Genomic DNA, 19,088 nt, shown 5'->3' with positions numbered 1-19,088 from the left:
AACGAGTGCCGCGGGTTCATCGCCATCGCGCCGAACCACACGGCACCCGCCGTTCTTTACCGCACGAACGGGATCACACCACTTCGAACAAACCCGCCGCGCCCTGCCCGCCGCCAATACACATCGTCACGACGACGAGCTTCGCGCCGCGCCGCTTGCCTTCAATCAACGCATGGCCGGTCAAACGCGCGCCCGATACGCCATACGGATGGCCCACCGCAATCGCGCCGCCGTTCACGTTCAGGCGATCGTGCGCAATACCGAGCTTGTCGGCGCAATACAGCACCTGCACCGCGAACGCTTCGTTCAGCTCCCACAGGTCGATGTCCTCGACCTTCAAACCCGCCTGCCTGAGCAGCTTCGGCACCGCGAACACCGGGCCGATGCCCATCTCGTCCGGCTCGCAACCGGCCACCGCGAAGCCGCGAAAAATACCGAGCGGCTGCAAGCCTTCGCGCTCCGCCACCTTCGCGTTCATCACCACGCAAGCCGACGCGCCATCCGAGAACTGGCTTGCGTTGCCCGCAGTGATCACGCCGCCCGGCATCGCGGTACGAATCTTCGACACACCTTCGAGCGTCGTGTCGGCGCGAATGCCTTCGTCGCCGCTGACGGTCACTTCTTTCGTGAAGAGACGGCCGGTCGCCTTGTCGGCAACACCCGCGAGCACCGTCAACGGCACGATCTCGTCCTTGAACTTGCCGGCTTCGAGCGCGGCGGCCGCGCGCTGTTGCGAACGCACGCCATATTCGTCCTGGCGTTCCTTTGAGATCGAGTAGCGTTTCGCCACATTCTCCGCGGTCTGCAACATCGACCAGTAGATTTCGGGCTTGTTCTGGCTGAGCCAGCCTTCGGTCATCATGTGCCGGTTCATCTCGTTCTGCACGCACGAGATCGACTCCACGCCGCCCGCCACATACACGTCGCCTTCACCGGCGATCACGCGTTGCGCGGCAAGCGCGATAGTTTGCAATCCAGACGAACAGAAACGGTTCACCGTCATACCCGGCACGCTGACCGGCAAACCGGCGCGCAGCGCGATCTGCCGAGCGATGTTCATGCCCGTCGCGCCTTCCGGATTGGCGCAACCCATGATCACGTCCTCGACGCGCGCCGGGTCGAGCTTCGCGCGCTCGACGGCAGCCTGAGTGACATGGCCGCCGAGCGTCGCGCCGTGCGTCATGTTGAAACCGCCGCGCCATGATTTGGCGAGGCCCGTGCGGGCGGTCGATACGATTACGGCGTCAGTCATGCGTGTCTCCTGTGTCGACCAGAGTTAGCGCTTTAGCTGTCGCCGGAGTCGCGCTTCGGCGCGTAATGCAGCCCCATGCGAAGCTCGTTACTCCGGTCTCGCGCAGCGCGCTTTGGTCCCATACAAGTTGGTGGATATTTGCAAATTGCAAATGTCGGTCGTGGCGCTGGCCGGCGCATCGCCGATCAGCGCCGCGTCGGTCTTTTCACTCGCGCCGTAATTCAGCCGTTGAATCCGCGTCCCTCGGCCGCCAGTGCCGCGATGCCCGGCGCCAGTTGCCAGGCATCGCCGTTCGGCTGCGCGGCATAGCGGCGAATCGCGCGCTCGACGTTGTAGAGGCCGACCGTGTCCGCGTATAGCATCGGGCCGCCGCGATAGAGCGGAAAGCCGTAGCCGGTCAGATAGACCATATCGATGTCCGACGCCTTCGACGCGATCCCCTCTTCGAGAATCTTCGCGCCTTCGTTCACGAGCGCGAACACGAGGCGCTCGACGATTTCCTCGTCGCTGATCTTGCGGCGCTCGGCATTGGCTTCCTTCGAAAACGCAACGATCATCTCGTCGACCACTTTCGACGGATACGCGGTGCGATCACCCGCCTTGTAGTCGTACCACCCGCCGCCCGTCTTCTGACCGAAGCGCCCGGTCTCGCAGAGCCGGTCGGCGATCTTCGAGTAGTGCATCTCAGGCTGTTCCTGATAGCGGCGTTTGCGGATCGCCCAGCCGATGTCGTTACCCGCCAGGTCGCTCATGCGGAACGGACCCATGGCGAAGCCGAACTTCTCGATCGCGCGATCCACCTGCGCGGGCAGCGCGCCTTCCTCGAGCATGAAGAGCGCCTGGCGGATGTACTGCTCGATCATCCGGTTGCCGATAAAGCCGTCGCACACGCCCGAGACAACCGCGGTCTTCCGGATCCTCTTGGCGAGTTTCATGACGGTGGCGAGCACGTCCTTCGCCGTCTCCTTACCGCGCACCACTTCGAGCAGCTTCATCACGTTGGCCGGGCTGAAGAAGTGCATGCCGACAACGTCCTGCGGACGCTTCGTAAAAGCGCCGATCTTGTCGACGTCGAGCGTCGAGGTGTTCGAGGCGAGGATCGCGCCTTCTTTCGCCACTTCGTCGAGACGCTTGAATACCTGCTCTTTCACGCCGAGTTCTTCGAACACGGCTTCGACGATCAGGTCGGCGTTTTTCAGGTCGTCATAGGAAAGCGTGGGCGTGATCAGCGCCATGCGCTGGTCGAGCGCTTCGGGCTTGAGCTTGCCCTTCTTGATGGTCGCTTCGTAGTTCTTGCGGATCGTGGCGAGGCCGCGGTCCAGCGCTTCCTGCTTCGTTTCCAGCAGCGTGACCGGAATGCCCGCGTTGATGAAATTCATCGCGATGCCGCCACCCATCGTGCCGGCGCCGATCACGGCCACCTGCTTGATATCGCGCACCGGCGTATCGGAAGGCACATCGGGAATCTTGCTCGCCGCGCGTTCACCGAAGAACGCGTGACGCAACGCGCGGCTTTCCGGCGTCTGCACGAGTGCGATGAAGCAGTCGCGTTCGAAAGCGAGGCCCTTATCGAAGCCGTTTTGCACGCCTGCTTCCACGGCGTCGATACATTTCTGCGGCGCGGGGAAATTCTTCGCGACCGCCGCTACGCTGTTGCGCGCGAACTGAATGAAGCCGGCGGCGTTCGGATGCTCGATCTTGCGCTCGCGCACCTTCGGATGCGGGCCGGCTTGCGCACCCACCTTGCGGGCGAACGCGAGCGCGGCTTCGGCCAGATCGCCTTGCGCGAGTTCATCGAACAGCCCGGAATCGGCGAGTTTCTCCGACATGACGGGCGCGCCGGAGACGATCATGTTGAGCGCGGCTTCGAGACCGATGGCGCGCGGCAAACGCTGCGTGCCGCCCGCGCCCGGCAGAATGCCGAGCTTCACTTCTGGCAGCGCGATCTGCGCACCGGGTGCGGCGATGCGGTAATGCGCGCCGAGCGCCAGTTCCAGCCCGCCGCCCATCGCGACGCTGTGAATTGCCGCGACCACCGGCTTCGCGCTGCCTTCCACGGTCTTGATGACGGTGGCGAGCGTCGGCTCCTGCATCGCTTTCGGCGTGTTGAATTCGGTGATGTCGGCGCCGCCCGAGAAAGCTTTGCCCGCGCCAGTCAGCACGATCGCCTTGATGGCCGGATCGTTCTGCGCGCGCTCGATCCCGTCGACGATGCCCGCTCGCGTCGACAGGCCGAGGCCGTTGACGGGAGGATTGTTCAGCGTGATGACGGCCACGCCGTCATGGGTTGTGTAGTCCACTGCCATCTGCCTGCCTCCATGCGATCCATGCAATAAGGCGTCGCTCAGGCGCGCCGCCCTTCCGGTTCATCGAGTCGGAGTATCGATCCGACTCATTGTCTGATTTTCCGGGGTCAGCAGGCAGAATACACAAAAAAGCACGCTCGTTCAATTTGTCAGGAGACGGGGTTTCCCCTGGCAAGCGGCGTGAGCGGGCAGTCCTTTTCGTCTTCGAGCGCGGACGGCAGAACATGGTCGCGGAAGATGTCGCGCAGCTTGAGTTTTTGCAGCTTGCCGGTCGCCGTGTGCGGCAGTTCGTCGACGAAGGCGACGTCGTCGGGAATCCACCATTTTGCGACCTTGCCGTCGTAGAAGGCGATCAGCTCCTCGCGCGTCACGTCGAAGCCACGCCGCTTGACGACCACCAGCAGCGGCCGCTCGGTCCATTTCGGATGCGCGCACGCAATACAGGCCGCTTCGGCCACGGCCGGATGCGCGATCGCGACGTTTTCGATGTCGATCGAACTGATCCATTCGCCGCCGGACTTGATTACGTCTTTCGAGCGGTCCGTGATGTGCAGAAAGCTGTCGCGGTCGATGGTGGCGACGTCGCCGGTCGAAAACCAGCCGTCGATGAGCGGCGAGTCGTCCTTGCGGAAATACCGGTCGATCACCCAGGGCCCGCGCACATGCAGATCGCCGAACGCCACGCCGTCCCACGGCAGATCGCGGCCGTCTTCGCCGACGATTTTCATATCGACGCCATAGAGCACATGTCCCTGCTTCTCCAGCAATTTGCGCTGCTCTTCCAGCGGACGCTGGCTTTGTTCCCACGTCAGCTTCGCGAGCGTGCCGAGCGGCGACATTTCGGTCATGCCCCACGCGTGGATTACCTGCACGCCGTAGTCGTCTTCGAACGTGCGCAGCATGGCCGGCGGACACGCCGAGCCGCCGATCACCGTGCGATTGAGCGACGAAAAGCGCACCTTCGCCTCGCGCAGATAATTGAGCAGGCCGAGCCACACGGTCGGCACGCCGGCTGAATACGTGACGCGTTCGCTTTCCATCAACTCGTACAGTGACTTGCCGTCGAGATCCTTGCCGGGGAACACGAGCTTTGCGCCGGTCAGCGGCGCCGAGTGCGGAATGCCCCACGCGTTCACATGGAACATCGGCACGACGGGCAGCACGCAGTCGCGCGCGGACAGACTCATGGCGTCGGGCAAGGAGGCGCCGAACGCATGCAGCACCGTCGAGCGATGCGAATACAGCGCGCCCTTCGGATTGCCGGTGGTGCCGGACGTATAGCACAGGTACGACGCTTGCCGTTCGTCGAGCGGCGGCCATTCGTAATCGCCGTCCTGCGCGGTGACGAGCGTCTCGTAACTGAGCGCCGGGGTCTGCATGGCGGGCCGATGCGCTTCGTCCGCGAGCGCGATCCAGCCACGCACTCTCGGGCACTGCGGTGCGAGGACATCGACGAGCGGCGCGAACGTGGTGTCGAACAGCACGTAGGCGTCGTCCGCATGATTGATGATGTACGCGATCTGATCGGGAAAGAGACGCGGATTGATCGTGTGACAGACCGCGCCGAAGCCGGTCGTGCCGTAATACGCTTCCAGATGCCGGTAGCCGTTCCATGCGAGCGTGGCGACCCGTTCGCCGGGTTCGACGCCGAGCGCGATCAAAGCCTGCGCGAGCTGCTTCGCGCGCTTTTCGCAATCACGATAGGTATAACGATGCAGGTCGCCTTCGATCCGCCGCGATACGATTTCAGTGCTGCCGAAATGCCGCGCGGCGTGCGCGAGCAACGAAGGCACGGTGAGCGGCACGTCCATCATCTGGCCAAGCAGCGGCGTCGTCATAAAGGGTGGTCTCCTCGGCTTGATTGTTTCAATCGGTTTGCAGCTCGGGGGGCGCGCCTCAGCCTCGACGCGCCGTCAGCAAAATGCAGAGGAAATGCGGCAAACGGCTCCTGCAGGCTCGATGCGGCAGGGATACAGGGCCGGCCAGCAGCTCCGCGGGCGCGGACTTACAATATCGGTTAATCCAGAGGCGCTCAACATGTCGTTTTCCCCAAGCATTGCAGGGTTATCCGGGCCTTTGTCGGCTCTTTCCGACTCGCTCACCAATGTGCCCGAGAGCGCGTTCGCACGGCTCGGCAGCGTCTTTATGACGCGTCTGCCCGCGGCGCCGCTCAGCGCGCCGTACGTGGTCGGGTTCTCCGCTGAAACCGCCGCGCTGCTCGGATTAGAGCCCGGTCTCGAGAACGATCCGGGCTTCGCCGAGCTGTTCTCCGGCAACGCCACGCGTGAATGGCCGGAGCAGGCGCTGCCTTACGCATCGGTGTATTCAGGCCACCAGTTCGGTGTGTGGGCGGGCCAGCTCGGCGACGGCCGCGCGCTTGGCCTCGGCGAGGTCGAACATAACGGCCGGCGCTTCGAGCTGCAGCTCAAAGGCGCGGGGCGTACGCCCTATTCGCGCATGGGCGACGGCCGCGCGGTGTTGCGTTCGTCGATCCGCGAGTATCTATGTTCGGAAGCGATGCACCACCTCGGCATTCCGACCACGCGCGCGCTGTGCGTGATCGGCTCCGATCAGCCGGTGCGGCGCGAGACGGTCGAAACGGCCGCCGTGGTCACGCGCGTGGCGCCGAGCTTCGTGCGCTTCGGCCACTTCGAGCATTTCTATTCCAACGATCGCACCGATGCACTGCGTGCGCTCGCCGATCATGTGATCGAACGCTTCTATCCGCATTGCCGCGAAGCCGACGATCCGTATCTCGCGCTGCTGAACGAAGCGGTGATCTCGACCGCCGACCTGATGGTCGAGTGGCAGGCGGTCGGCTTCTGCCACGGCGTGATGAACACCGACAACATGTCGATCCTCGGTCTCACGATCGACTACGGCCCATTCGGTTTCATGGACGGCTTCGACGCCGGCTACATCTGCAACCACTCCGATTCACAAGGCCGTTACGCGTACAGAATGCAGCCGCAGATCGCTTACTGGAACCTCTTCTGCCTCGCGCAAGGCCTGTTGCCGCTGCTGGGCGAAAAGCATGAGGAAAGCGTGCGCGGCGACAAGGCGATCGAAGACGCGCAGCGCGTGCTCGGCGGCTTCAAGGACCGTTTCGCGCCGGCACTGGAGCGGCGCATGCGCGCGAAACTTGGCCTCGAAACCGAGCGTCCCGGCGACGACGCCCTCGCCAATCGCCTGTTCGAAGTGATGCACGCCAATCGCGCGGATTTCACGCTGACCTTCCGCAATCTGGCGCGCGTATCGAAGCACGACGCGAGCGGCGACGCCGCGGTGCGCGACCTGTTCCTCGACCGCGCCGCCTTCGACGCGTGGGTGAACGACTATCGTGCGCGGCTGTCCGAGGAAACACGCGACGACACCGCCCGCGCCATTGCAATGAACCGTGTGAACCCCAAATTCGTACTTCGCAATCATCTGGCGGAAACGGCAATCCGCCGCGCGAAAGAGAAGGATTTTTCCGAAGTGGAACGACTGGCGGCCGTGCTGCGCCGTCCGTTCGACGAACAGCCCGAGCATGAAGCGTATGCCGGGTTGCCGCCGGACTGGGCGAGTTCGCTGGAAGTGAGCTGCTCGTCGTGACGCGACGCATACCGGCTGATTTCGCGCGATTCCAGCCGATCGCAGCCGATTGTGTGTACACACGCAGCGAGCCGAATCCGCCTGAGCATCTAGCCTCCCCCAAAACAAGCCCGAGACAGGAACCCGACCATGAACAAGCCCGACGAACTCAATACCGACGCCCCCGCCGTGCAGAAAGACGACGCCGAATGGCGCAAGCAGCTCTCCGACATCGAATATCAGGTGACGCGCCACGCGGCCACCGAGCGCCCGTTCACAGGCCGCTATCACGACCACTGGGACCGCGGCATCTATGACTGCGTCTGTTGCGGCACGCCTCTGTTCGAATCGGACACCAAATTCGACGCCGGTTGCGGCTGGCCGAGCTACTTCAAACCGATCGACGGCGAAGTGATCGCCGAGAAAACCGACCGCTCGCACGGCATGCTGCGCATCGAGGTGCAATGCAAGAACTGCGGTGCGCATCTGGGCCATGTATTCGAAGACGGACCTGCGCCGACCGGCCTGCGCTACTGCATCAATTCGGCTGCGTTACAATTCGAGCCCAAGTAACGCAGCGCGGAGTCCGGCGCGTTGCCGGCCGGCGTCTGCTCGATCGCGCGCAAGCCGGCCGCGACACCCTCATCCGGCTTGCGAGCCGGTCGATCCGGTCGACCCGTTCCGCACCGCGTCCCTATTCTCCGATTCGCTCTCCGATTCCCCGACCAGATAATGAAATTCCTGTTCGATCTGTTCCCGATCATCCTGTTCTTCGTCGCCTTCAAGATCTGGGGCATTTTCACGGCGACGGCAGTGGCGATCGTCGCCACGCTGGTGCAGATCGCATGGGTGGCTTTCCGCCACCGTAAGGTCGACCCGATGCTGTGGGTGAGCCTCGGCGTCGTCACCGTGTTCGGCGGCGCCACGCTCGTGCTGCACAACGACACGTTCATCAAATGGAAGCCGACCGTGCTGTACTGGGCTTTCTCGGTCGCGCTGATCGTCTCGCAACTGGCCTTCAACAAGAACCTGATCGAGGCGATGATGGGCAAGCAGATCACGCTGCCGCATGCGATCTGGGGCAAGCTGAATGTGGTGTGGGCGATCTTTTTCGTGCTGCTCGGACTCGTCAATCTGTTCGTCGCGTACAACTACACGACCGACCAGTGGGTCAATTTCAAGCTGTTCGGCGCAACCGGCTGCCTCGTCGTGTTCATCGTCGGACAGAGTTTGTGGCTGTCGAAGTATATGAAGGAAGAATGACATGACGAGCAACGCCGATGTATTCATGCACGCCACCACCGCCGAGCGCGCCGCGCTGATCGAGGCCCGCCTCGTCGCCGCCCTCGCGCCGGTCACTTCCATCCAGATCACCGACGACAGTGCGCAGCACGCAGGCCATGCTGGCGCGTCGGCCGGCGGTCATTTCAGTGTCACGATCGTGGCTGCCGCATTTGCCGGCAAGGCCCGCGTGGCGCGGCATCGCATGGTGTATGATGCGCTGGCCGATGCCATGCAGCGCGGCATTCACGCCCTTGCAATCACGGCGTACACGCCCGAAGAATTCGCTTTGTTGCCCCGCTAGGAAAATTTTCGATGACCTTGAAGAAAACCCGCCTCTGGGTATTGCTGGCTGCATTTGCGGCCCCACCTGCATTCGCACAGAACATCGCCGTCGTGAACGGCACGCCGATTCCGAAAGCGCGTGCCGATGCGCTGATCGATCAACTGGTCCATCAAGGCCAGCAAAATACGCCGCAACTGCAAACGGCTGTCCGCGAAGAGCTGGTGAACCGCGAGATCCTGATGCAGGAAGCGCTGCGCCGTGGCCTGCCGAACCGTCCGGACATCAAGGCGCAAATCGCAGTCGCCCAGCAAACCGTCGTGCTGCGCGCGCTGATCGAAGATTTCGTGAAGAACAACCAGCCGACCGACGCCGAAGTCACCGCACGCTACAACGCGCTGATCAAGGACGCAGGCGGCAAGGAATATCACCTGCACCACATTCTCGTGGACAACGAACAGCAGGCCAAAGACCTGATCGCGAAGATCAAGGCCGGCGCGAGCTTCGAAGACCTGGCCAAGCAATACTCGAAGGATCCGGGATCGGGCAAGAACGGCGGCGATCTGGACTGGTCGGACCCGAAGGCCTACGTACCTGAATTCGCGGACGCGGCCACGCATCTGCAGAAAGGCCAGATGACCGACACGCCGGTGCATACGCAATTCGGCTGGCACATCATCCGTGTCGACGACGTGCGCAGCATTACGCCTCCGCCGCTCGAACAGGTGCGCCCGCAGATCGTGCAACAGATCCAGCAGGAAAAACTGCAAGCGTTCGAAGAAGGTCTGCGTAAGAACGCGAAGATTCAGTAAGCGGAGTTGGCCGCTGGATCAACGTGGCGCTTCGCATTAGCGCTTCTGCTGAACAGCGGCATTCGAGTCTGCGCAAGGCGCTGTTCGGTCAATGACTGAACAGCGCTTTTTCATTTGGGATTGGGATTGACCGTCCCGGCGTAACCGCCGCACTTACTTGCGCAAGGCTGCGCTCATCTCCGCAAGCGGCATCGCCACGATCGAGTCGAGCAGCCGGACTTCGCCGGCATTCGGCCGCGCGATCTCGTCGACGGCGCGCCGTGTGTCGGCCACACGTGCGTCGAGCGTGACGAGCATGTCATCCAGCAACTTTTCCGAGCCCTTTGGCGCAAGACGAAGCGCCTCGCCGAATGCAAGCATGTTCTTTCTGGACATGTCTGCGAACTGCGTGGCGTCGCCCACGGGCATGGTCAGGTCGCAGCGCGGCCAACGGTCACGCTGTTGCGGCTGGTAGGTCGGCGTATGGTAGACGACCGTGCTCACCAGATCGTAAAACGGAGCCAGCATGTAGCCGCGAGGGCTGACAAAGAACGAGAGGTTCTTCAGATGCGAGTCGGCGTTGCCAATCAGCACGTTGAAGACCGCCCATCGGAAAACGTCGAGACGCGCCATTGCCCGAGTGCTCGTTTTTTCGATGGCATCACTCAGTACCTGCGCCGTTGCGTTCTGATATTTGAAGCTGCGGTCGTAGTTCAACAACTGCATGGCGTCGACGGTATGCAGTCGCCGAGCCGGCTCGCTGGTCGTGTCACGGTCAAAGCGATCGATCACGTAACAGGCCGAAGGCACGCGCAAGAAATGCGTAGGCGGTACGCGTACACCCATTGCGCGGGCAAGACGCATGCAGAAAAATTCGTTGATCGCCGAGTGGGGATAGCCCGTGCTTCGCATGTCGGGCTTGAGCAGATGCATGGACGGCTCACTGCCCACAGGCTCGAAGAGCGCGTAATCCGGCGCGTCGCCTCGCAAGGTCAGAAGCAGCTTCTGTTGGGCGCCCGCCGCGGACATGCGTTTAGGTGCCGTGGCGGTAAGCGCATGCTGCGGCATGGCCTGGATGCGCGCCTCCAGATTCGCGTATGACAAAGGCTGCAGACCGCTCGATGCCTCCTGTTCACCCTCTGCAAGCAGCGTCAAGGCACCGGCCGATTCACGGCCGTAATAGGCAAGCAGCCCCCACGCATCGCTCGCATCGACTTTGGCTTCGCGAGCGAGCGCAATGCGCATTTCCTCTTCCGGCAACAGGTTGTCGAAGAACCATTGCACCGGACGCTGGCTCGAGGCGTCTATGAAAGGCTGGGCATTCAGCGGGAATGCGGGTGAAAGCGCAAACGCGTCCTCACGACCCAGCCAGTCCTTGTCGTAGGTAAATGACCAGATACCGTTGTCATCGCTGACGGTGCCCACGCGCAGGCCGTTCGCATAGGCGACGAGCGTTCTAGCGGCCATGCGTAGTCCGCCTGCGATGAAGCGCCTTGGTGGCCGAGTCTGGGGGAATGTCCACGGAAACTTGCGCGCGCAGCCTGATGCCCAGTTCGCTGAGCAGATGCAGCACCTTGCCGATCTGCGCTGTGGGCTTACCGGCCTCGATATGCGTGATGAACTTGGGAGACAGACCCGTCGCAATGGCGACGTCGTCGCGTGTCAGCCCTTGGGCGAGCCTCGATGCCCGGACAAGATCGCCGAGCGCCGTCATGTCGTCAATGAAAACGTCGGATTGCGGCACTGTCACCCCTTTGTACGTTCGTACCCGCTCGGGAACATTATGCCACGGCACAAGGGTGTCGACCTGATTTCGTACCCGAGCGGGTACGAAATGGCGTATTAGCGGTTTATGCGTCGATTTCGTACCCGATCGGGTACGAACAGCAGAAGATTGTGGAGCGCACGCCTTTCACGTACCAGAGCGGATACGCGGCGGGTGTCGCTCGTCTTTCTCACTACTGCGGCAAAACGGGCGGCGCGGGCCCTGACCGGCTTGCTCGCGCCACGGCGGCGCAGCCGCCGCGGCGCGTCACATCATCAACCCAGCCAGCGGCGCGCGTTCTGGAATACGCGCATCCACGGGCTCGCGTCAGTGCCGCCCTCGCCCCAGCCTTCCGGATGCCAGCTCATCTGCACCGCGCGATGGACGCGCTCCGTGTGCGGCATCAGCACCGTAAAGCGACCGTCCGGCGTCGTCACCGACGTGATGCCGTTCGGCGAACCGTTCGGGTTGAACGGATACTGCTCGGTCGCCTGACCACGGTGATCGACATAGCGCATCGCCACCGCGACCTTCGACGCATCGCCTTGCTGCGAGAAGTCCGCGTAGCCTTCGCCGTGCGCGATCGCCACCGGAATGCGCGAGCCTTCCATGCCGTTGAAGAAGATCGACGGGGATGCCTGCACTTCGACCAGCGAGAAGCGCGCTTCGAATTTCTCCGACTTGTTGCGCGTGAACTTAGGCCAGGCTTCAGCGCCCGGAATCATCGAGGCGAGGCTGCTCATCATCTGGCAGCCGTTGCAGATGCCGAGCGCGAACGTGTCTTCGCGGCCGAAGAACGCGGCGAACATGTCGGCCAGTTGCGCGTTGAAGCGGATCGCCTTCGCCCAGCCTTCACCGGCGCCCAGCGTGTCGCCGTACGAGAAGCCGCCGCACGCCACCGCGCCGGCGAAATCCGCCAGATTGGCGCGGCCGGTCAGCAGGTCGCTCATGTGCACGTCGTGCGCGTCGAAGCCGGCGCGGTCGAATGCGTAAGCCGTTTCGAGGTGCGAGTTGACGCCCTGCTCGCGCAGAATCGCCACACGCGGACGCGCGCTCCTGCCGATGAACGGCGCGGCGACGTCTTCCGTCGGATCGAAGCTCAGCACAGGCGTGATGCCCGGATCGGCCGCGTCGGCGAGCGCCTCGTATTCGGCGTCGGCGCAAGCCGGGTTGTCGCGCAGACGCGAAATCCGCCAGCTCACTTCGCTCCACGTGCGATGCAGTTCGGTACGCGGCGCTTCGTAAATCTTCTTGGCGTCGCGATAAATTTCGATCGTGTCGCGCTCGTTGAGCTTGCCGATCACATGCGAGCACGCCGACAGGCCGTGTTCGCGCAGTGCGCCCAACACCGCGTCACGCTCGGTCGCGCGCACCTGAACGACAGCGCCGAGTTCCTCGGTGAACAGCGCGCGGATCGTGCGGTCTTCGCGGCGGCCGCTGGTCTGCTTCGCCCAGTCCTTGGCGTCGCCGTAATCGGATTCATGGGTCGGATCGAGCACCAGCATGTCGACGTTCAACGACACGCCGACGTGGCCCGCGAACGCCATTTCGCACACCGTCGCCCACAGGCCGCCGTCCGAACGGTCGTGGTAGGCGAGCAGCTTGCCGTCCTGGTTCAGGGCCTGGATCGCGGCGAAGAAACGCTTCAGGTCTTCCGGATCGTCCACGTCCGGCACCGTGTCACCGACCTGCTGCGTGACCTGGGCGAGAATACTGCCGCCCAGGCGATGCTTGCCGCGGCCGAGGTCGATCGCGATCAGCACCGATTCGCCCACGTCGCTCGCGCGGCGCAGTTGCGGCGTGAGATGGCGGCGCACGTCTTCGACCGGCGCGAACGCCGAGATGATCAGCGAGACCGGCGCGACCACTTCCTTCGCGACGCCGCGGTCTTCCCACTTGGTGCGCATGGACAGCGAATCCTTACCGACCGGAATGCTGATGCCGAGCGCCGGGCACAATTCCATGCCGATCGCCTTGACCGTGTCGTACAACGCGGCGTCTTCGCCCGCTGCGCCGCACGCGGCCATCCAGTTTGCCGACAGCTTGAGCTTGTCGAGCGACGCGATCGGCGCCGCCGCGATGTTGGTCACCGCCTCGCCGACCGCCATGCGGCCCGACGCCGGCGCGTCGATCACGGCGAGCGGCGTGCGCTCGGCCATGGTCATGGCTTCACCACGGAAGCCCGCATAGTCTATGGTGGTGATTGCGACGTCGGCCACCGGGACTTGCCACGGGCCGACCATCTGGTCACGCGCGGTCGTGCCGCCCACCGAGCGGTCGCCGATCGTGATCAGGAACGACTTGCTCGCCACCGTGGGGTGACGCAGCACGCTAGTCGCCACCTCCGACAGCGCGAGGCCGGTGACGTCCACCGGCTCGAGCTGCTGCTCGACGCGTTTGACGTCGCGATGCATGCGCGGCGCCTTGCCGAGCAGCACTTCCATCGGCATGTCCACCGGTTGGTGCGCCGCGTCGTCGTTCAGTTCGGAGTCGATCAGCTTGAGTTGACGCTCGGCGGTGGCCGTGCCGATCACGGCAAACGGGCAGCGCTCGCGCTGGCACATGGCTTCGAAGGCCGGCAGATCGGCCGGCGCGATGGCCAGCACGTAGCGTTCTTGCGCCTCGTTCGACCAGATTTCGCGCGGCGACAAGCCGCTCTCTTCCAGTTGAATCTTGCGCAGATCGAAGCGCGCGCCCTTGCCGGCGCCGTCGACCACTTCCGGGAACGCGTTCGAAAGACCGCCCGCGCCGACGTCGTGAATGCTCAGGATCGGGTTCTTCTCGCCGAGCTGCCAGCACGCATTGATGACTTCCTGCGCGCGGCGTTCGATTTCCGGGTTGCCGCGTTGGACCGAGTCGAAGTCGAGTTCAGCGGTGTTCGTGCCGGTCGCCATCGAACTCGCCGCGCCGCCGCCCATGCCGATGCGCATGCCCGGACCGCCGATCTGGATCAGCAGCGAGCCTTCCGGCAGATCGTGCTTGTGCGTGTGCTGGTCCGAAATATTGCCGATGCCGCCGGCGATCATGATCGGCTTGTGATAGCCGCGCACCAGACCCGCGACATTCTGCTCGTAAGCGCGGAAATAGCCGCCCAGGTTGGGCCGGCCGAATTCGTTGTTGAACGCGGCGCCGCCGAGCGGGCCGTCGATCATGATCTGCAGCGGCGAAGCAATGCGGTCGGGCCGGCCATACGCTTCGTGCTTGTCGTCCGGATTGCGGTGCGCGAGCGGCTGTGCGGCATCGCGCGCGTTTTCCCACGTCTCGACGCCGTCCGGCAGTTCCAGATTCGACACCGTGAAGCCCGCCAGACCCGCCTTCGGACGCGCGCCGCGGCCGGTCGCGCCTTCGTCGCGGATTTCGCCGCCCGCGCCGGTCGCGGCGCCCGGGAACGGCGAGATCGCGGTCGGGTGGTTGTGCGTCTCCACCTTCATCAAGGTGTGCGTGAGTTCGGTGCTGCGGCGATAGTGCTCCGGCAGTTCGCTCGCGCCGAGGTCGGCGGGCGTGCGCGGGAACCAGCGCTCGGCCATGCCGCCCGCCATGATCGCCGAGTTGTCCGAGTAGGCGACGATCGTGCCTTGCGGATTGAGCTTCTCGGTATTGCGGATCATGTTGAACAGCGAGATGTCCTGCTTTTCGCCGTCGATGGTCCAGTCCGCGTTGAAGATCTTGTGGCGGCAGTGTTCGCTGTTGGCCTGCGCGAACATCATCAGTTCGACGTCGGTCGGGTTTCGGCCGAGCTTCGTGAACGCGTCCACCAGATAGTCGATTTCGTCCTCGGCGAGCGCGAGGCCCAGTTCCGTGTTCGCCGCCACCAGCGCGCCGCGGCCCTGGCCGAGCACGTCGACGGTTTGCAGCGGCTTGGCCGGCAGTTCGTCGAACAGGTGCAGCGCGTGGTCGCGCGACGGCGACACGCTCTCGGTCATGCGGTCGTGCAAGGCTGCCGCGACGGCCGCGCGGGCTTCGTCGGAAAGCGCCTTCTTGCCGCCCAGCAGGCCGCTTTTCAGCGTGACCGTGTACTCGACGCCGCGCTCGATGCGGCGCACCTGCGTGAGGCCGCACAGATGCGCGATATCCGTTGCCTTGCTCGCCCACGGCGACACCGTGCCGAAACGCGGCACCACGAGGAAGGTCTCGGCCGTGCCGCGCTCTTTGGTTTCTTCGAGCGGATCGCCGTAGTGCATCAGCGCTTCGATCTTCGCGTTGTCTTCAGCGGAGAGCGGCGTCTGGGCGTTGACGAAGTGCAGATATTGCCCGCGCACGCCGGTGATGTTCGGATCGATGCGCGTAAGCGTTTCGAGCAGGCGGGTTTGACGGAAATCGGAAAGGGCCGAAGCGCCGGGGAAACACGAGAAGTGGGCCATGGACTTGACGTTGCGTCGCTAATGATGCCGATGAGTGATGCCGATGAATCGCGCGTGAAGGCGACGTGAGGCGGAACGGAAGTCCGAGATTATACCCCGGGAACGGGCTTCCGGCGGCCACGCGGCGTGTCCGGGCGGCCGGCGGCCGCGTGCTTGCGAATGTGTTCTTCCGATACGACATCCCGTCGACATGCCGATGCTTTAATCGACGCGCAAGTGGGGCAATTCATTCGCCCGGACGCGTCGGCGGGGCCGCGTGATGCGCGAACCCGCCCGCGGCGCGAACCGCAAACTCATTTGAACAGGCATGTCATGAACGTGAACCGCTATGGCAGTACCCATCAGACTTCGCATCCGCTGGCTTCGATGCAGCCGCCGCGGGGCATGGCCGCAGCGCCCACGCGGCAGGCGCCTCGCATCCATGCGCCGGACGAGACGCTGCGTGCGCCGGTTGGCAATGCGCCGGACTGGACTCGACACGGCAAGACGGACGACCGGGCACTGAGGGTTGGAGGCGGGGCTGAGCCGCTTGAGCGCATCGCCGGCACAGCGGTGCCGTATACGCTGGACGGTTCGGGTGAGCGGGTCCGGGACACCAAGGATGCCAAAGGCAATCCGGTTCGCGACACGTGGGACGCGGATGGCAAGCACACCCGCGACAGCGTGGACGTCAACGGTGCCCCTATTCACGACACGTGGGACTCGGATGGCAAGCACACTCGCGACAGCGTGGACGTCAACGGTGCCCGCATTCGCGACACATGGGACTCGGACGGCAAGCACACTCGCGACAGCGTGGACGTCAACGGCGAACACATCCGCGAGAGTTGGGACGCAGACGGCGAACACATCCGCGAGAGTTCGAACGAAAGCGGCAAACTGTTCGCGACAAATGGGATTCGAGCGGCAACCATATACGCGACACTTGGGACGCGAACGGCAACCACATCCGTGACGTCTGGGACGTAAACGGCAAGCACAAACGCATCGCCTGGCACGAAAAGCCCGACAACATACCTCCTTCGATGGACGCCGAGGGTCTCACGCCCGAACCTGCGGGCCGCAACGGACGCCCGATGCCTCCACCCGTGGCCGGCGGCGCTCCGGCGTCATCGCCACTCCCGGGTCATGGCGACGGCGGTAGCGAGCCGTCGGCACCTGGGGGCGGCGGCCAGCCCTCCGCGCCCACCGGCGATAGTGGCGGCCAGCCCTCCATGCCCACAGGCGGCGACAGTGGCGACATCCAGGCGCCCGACAACAACAGCGGCAATACCGACTACGATCAACCCGCCCCCGGCTCCGCGCAGACCCCGGCGCTGATCGAATTCACGCCGGCGCAAGGCGGCATAGTGAACCGCGCCTATCAACACGTGAAGCGCATGATCGACAGCGCACTCGACAAGCTCGAATCCGGTCATCCGGACAGCAACTTTGCGCGCTGGTTCGGCAGCCCGACTCAGCGGAACGTGCAGAAAGTCGAACAGGTCTTCACCCGCATGCAGCACGCCATGTCGCACGACCGGTTCACCTTCGTCCTCGGCGCGGCGCACGACAACTCGGAGCTGGCGCACGTGCAATCCAGTTCGCCGCATCAGATCAACCTCAAACCGCACTTCTTCGATCATGCGTTTGGCGCCAATACGCCAGAAGCGACGATCGCCCATGAATTGAGCCATTTCCCGTACATCGGCAACACCAAGGATCACCTGTATGGCCCGGCCGCCGTCGCCGGCCTCGCGGCACGGAACAGCGACATAGCCACCGACAACGCCGAAAACTACGGCATGTTCATTCGCGCGCAGGCAACGGCATGAGCCTCTGAGCAGCACCGGCACTCGCCGCGGCCGCGACGGATCACGAAGGACGACGACGCGTCCCGTACGCTCCAGGGCCCTCGCCGTTCCGCCCGCCGCGGCCGGAGCCCGCGCCGCGCGCGTGGCAGGCGGGCCGGTTTGACTGCTATCATTCGCCCTTTCATCAGATCGGCGCGGACGGCCCGAGCAGGCCGGGCAGCGCGCCGCATGTCACGCTCAATGGGAATACGCCGCTTCGGCGCCCCGTCGGCAAATCGAATCAGAACATGGATGTCATCGTCATTGGCGGCGGGATTGCGGGCGTCGCCACCGCTTATCAACTGCGCGCGGCCGGCCACCGGGTATGCGTCGTCGAGCGCCACGCCACTGTCGCGCAGGGCGCGACCTACGGACACGGCGGCACCGTCCTGCCCACCCCGCTGGACGTCTGGTTCGGCCCGACCTTCATGGCGAGCCGTCAAAACGCCAAGAACGGCGTAGTCAATAAAACCGGTTTCAACGGACCGGCGCGCCAGCTGGTCAAACAACTCGCCGAACTGCAGGACCCCGACGCCTTCGGCCATCAATTCGGACTGCTGCGACCGCTGATCGAGCTGTCGCGCGACACCATGGCCGACATGGAAGCGCGCTTCGGGCTCGAGTTCGAACAGGCAAGCGGCGTGCTCTATCTGGTGCGCTCTGAACAGGAGTGGCAACAGACGCGGCCGGCCCTCGGCCTGCTCCGGCTCTTCGAAGTGCCGCACCACGAGTTGACACCCGAGCAATGCGCCGCGTTCGAGCATTCCGTACGCACGGAGCCGGAATTCGCGGGCGGCGTGCTGTTCGACCAGGAGCGCACGGCCAACTGCCCGCTGTTCACGAAACTGATCAAACAGACGCTGGATACCCAGGGCGACGTCCAGTTCATGCTGGGCTGCGAAGTCTCCTCGATCCGCCTCGAAGGCCAGCGCGCCGCGGTCGAGTTGGCGCCGCGGCCGGGCGCGGCATCCCGCTCGCGCGAAGTGGATGTCATCCACGCCGACGCCGTGGTCGTGGCCGCGGGCCACGGCAGCCTGCCTCTTCTCGAGCGCCTTGGCTTGCGGCTGCCGCTGCATCCGCTGCGGCTGCACACGCTGGTCGCACCGATCGCGCATGAGGAATGCGCGCCGCACGTCGCCATCGTGGACGCGGTGAAGCGGATCGCGATCAGCCGGATGAACCATCGCCTGCGAATCGCGGGCGGCGCGGTTTTGCAAAGCGCCGGCCAGATCGACAAGCCGCTGGGCGAAGCCGTGACGAAAGAAGCGCTGGCCCTGCTCGGCCAGGCCACGCACGACTGGATTCCCGGCGCGGCGCGCATCTCCGCGGCCTTGCCGTGGGAAGGCGCCAAACTGCTGTCGCCGGACGGCTTGCCGGTGATCGGCAATGCGCTGCATCCGCGCCTTTTCGTCAATGTCGGTCACGGCCCTGCGGGCTGGGGCCTCGCCTGCGGGGCCGGCAAACTGGTTGCCGACCTGATTTCGGGCGGCACGCCGGACGTTCCCGCGGACACGCTGGCCGCATTGCGCGCGGACCGCTTCCACTGAACGAGGTGGGCGCGCGCATGAGCGGGCCGCTTCCACTGACTGTGAGGCGGGCGCGCGCATGAGCGCGCCGCAAGAGGCGCCCGCCGGGCGCCTATCG

The 19,088-nt window shown here is 64.3% G+C and carries 14 protein-coding genes; 8 read left to right on the top strand and 6 right to left on the bottom strand.

Translation table 11 applies throughout. The features are described 5' to 3' along the window. Positions 1-73: 73 nt before the first annotated feature. From P0D70_RS12285 to P0D70_RS12275, 3 genes are all read right to left on the bottom strand, one after another. Entirely contained in the window at positions 74-1,252 is a 1,179-nt protein-coding gene (locus tag P0D70_RS12285) for an acetyl-CoA C-acyltransferase (RefSeq protein WP_408184674.1), read from the bottom strand. Positions 1,253-1,473: 221 nt separating this feature from the next. Continuing rightward, entirely contained in the window at positions 1,474-3,558 is a 2,085-nt protein-coding gene (locus P0D70_RS12280; RefSeq protein ID WP_408184673.1) for a 3-hydroxyacyl-CoA dehydrogenase NAD-binding domain-containing protein, read from the bottom strand. A gap of 149 nt (positions 3,559-3,707) precedes the next feature. Then, entirely contained in the window at positions 3,708-5,396 is a 1,689-nt protein-coding gene (locus P0D70_RS12275) for a 3-(methylthio)propionyl-CoA ligase (RefSeq protein WP_408184672.1), read from the bottom strand. A 199-nt stretch (positions 5,397-5,595) separates the two neighbouring features. Between P0D70_RS12275 and P0D70_RS12270 the strand changes: the two genes are divergently transcribed. The 5 genes from P0D70_RS12270 (at position 5,596) to P0D70_RS12250 (ending at position 9,507) form a co-directional block, all read left to right on the top strand. After that, positions 5,596-7,152, top strand: a complete 1,557-nt coding sequence (locus P0D70_RS12270) for a protein adenylyltransferase SelO (RefSeq protein ID WP_408184671.1) — start codon at positions 5,596-5,598, stop codon at positions 7,150-7,152. Positions 7,153-7,281: 129 nt separating this feature from the next. Next, entirely contained in the window at positions 7,282-7,704 is a 423-nt protein-coding gene (gene msrB / locus P0D70_RS12265) for a peptide-methionine (R)-S-oxide reductase MsrB (RefSeq protein WP_091794360.1), read from the top strand. Between the two features lie 159 nt (positions 7,705-7,863). Next, complete coding sequence (locus P0D70_RS12260; RefSeq protein WP_091794362.1) at positions 7,864-8,394, top strand: septation protein A; 531 nt, start codon at positions 7,864-7,866, stop codon at positions 8,392-8,394. Between the two features lies 1 nt (position 8,395). Further along, positions 8,396-8,716: a BolA family protein gene (locus tag P0D70_RS12255; protein ID WP_408184670.1), complete on the top strand. Its 321-nt coding sequence runs from the start codon at positions 8,396-8,398 to the stop codon at positions 8,714-8,716. Positions 8,717-8,727: 11 nt separating this feature from the next. Continuing rightward, positions 8,728-9,507, top strand: a complete 780-nt coding sequence (locus P0D70_RS12250; RefSeq protein ID WP_408184669.1) for a peptidylprolyl isomerase — start codon at positions 8,728-8,730, stop codon at positions 9,505-9,507. A 153-nt stretch (positions 9,508-9,660) separates the two neighbouring features. Here P0D70_RS12250 and P0D70_RS12245 read toward each other — a convergent pair whose 3' ends face one another. From P0D70_RS12245 to purL, 3 genes are all read right to left on the bottom strand, one after another. After that, positions 9,661-10,953 (bottom strand): HipA domain-containing protein, encoded by a 1,293-nt coding sequence (locus P0D70_RS12245; RefSeq protein ID WP_408184668.1) that lies wholly within the window; start codon positions 10,951-10,953, stop codon positions 9,661-9,663. Further along, positions 10,943-11,230: a helix-turn-helix domain-containing protein gene (locus tag P0D70_RS12240; protein ID WP_408184667.1), complete on the bottom strand. Its 288-nt coding sequence runs from the start codon at positions 11,228-11,230 to the stop codon at positions 10,943-10,945. The genes P0D70_RS12245 and P0D70_RS12240 overlap by 11 nt, the downstream gene beginning before the upstream one ends. A 296-nt stretch (positions 11,231-11,526) precedes the next feature. After that, the gene (gene purL, locus P0D70_RS12235) at positions 11,527-15,612 is read right to left on the bottom strand and encodes a phosphoribosylformylglycinamidine synthase (protein ID WP_408184666.1); all 4,086 of its coding nucleotides are present in this window, start codon (positions 15,610-15,612) and stop codon (positions 11,527-11,529) included. Positions 15,613-15,924: 312 nt separating this feature from the next. On the opposite strand from purL, the gene P0D70_RS12230 reads away from it, so the two are divergent. The 3 genes from P0D70_RS12230 to P0D70_RS12220 all read left to right on the top strand — a co-directional run bounded on the left by P0D70_RS12230 (position 15,925) and on the right by P0D70_RS12220 (position 18,991). Further along, the gene (locus tag P0D70_RS12230) at positions 15,925-16,581 is read left to right on the top strand and encodes a hypothetical protein (protein WP_408184665.1); all 657 of its coding nucleotides are present in this window, start codon (positions 15,925-15,927) and stop codon (positions 16,579-16,581) included. Positions 16,582-16,688: 107 nt separating this feature from the next. Next, on the top strand, positions 16,689-17,426 hold the full coding sequence (locus tag P0D70_RS12225; RefSeq protein WP_408184664.1) for a M35 family metallo-endopeptidase: 738 nt from the start codon (positions 16,689-16,691) through the stop codon (positions 17,424-17,426). A 266-nt stretch (positions 17,427-17,692) separates the two neighbouring features. Further along, complete coding sequence (locus tag P0D70_RS12220) at positions 17,693-18,991, top strand: FAD-dependent oxidoreductase (protein WP_091800543.1); 1,299 nt, start codon at positions 17,693-17,695, stop codon at positions 18,989-18,991. Positions 18,992-19,088: the final 97 nt, after the last annotated feature.

Origin of the sequence: Paraburkholderia sp. RL17-381-BIF-C (assembly GCF_046026435.1) — a bacterium.
In the GTDB taxonomy this organism is placed as follows: Bacteria; Pseudomonadota; Gammaproteobacteria; order Burkholderiales; family Burkholderiaceae; genus Paraburkholderia.
Note: the sequence above shows the minus strand (reverse complement) of the source record. Positions and strands in the feature narration are given on the sequence as shown.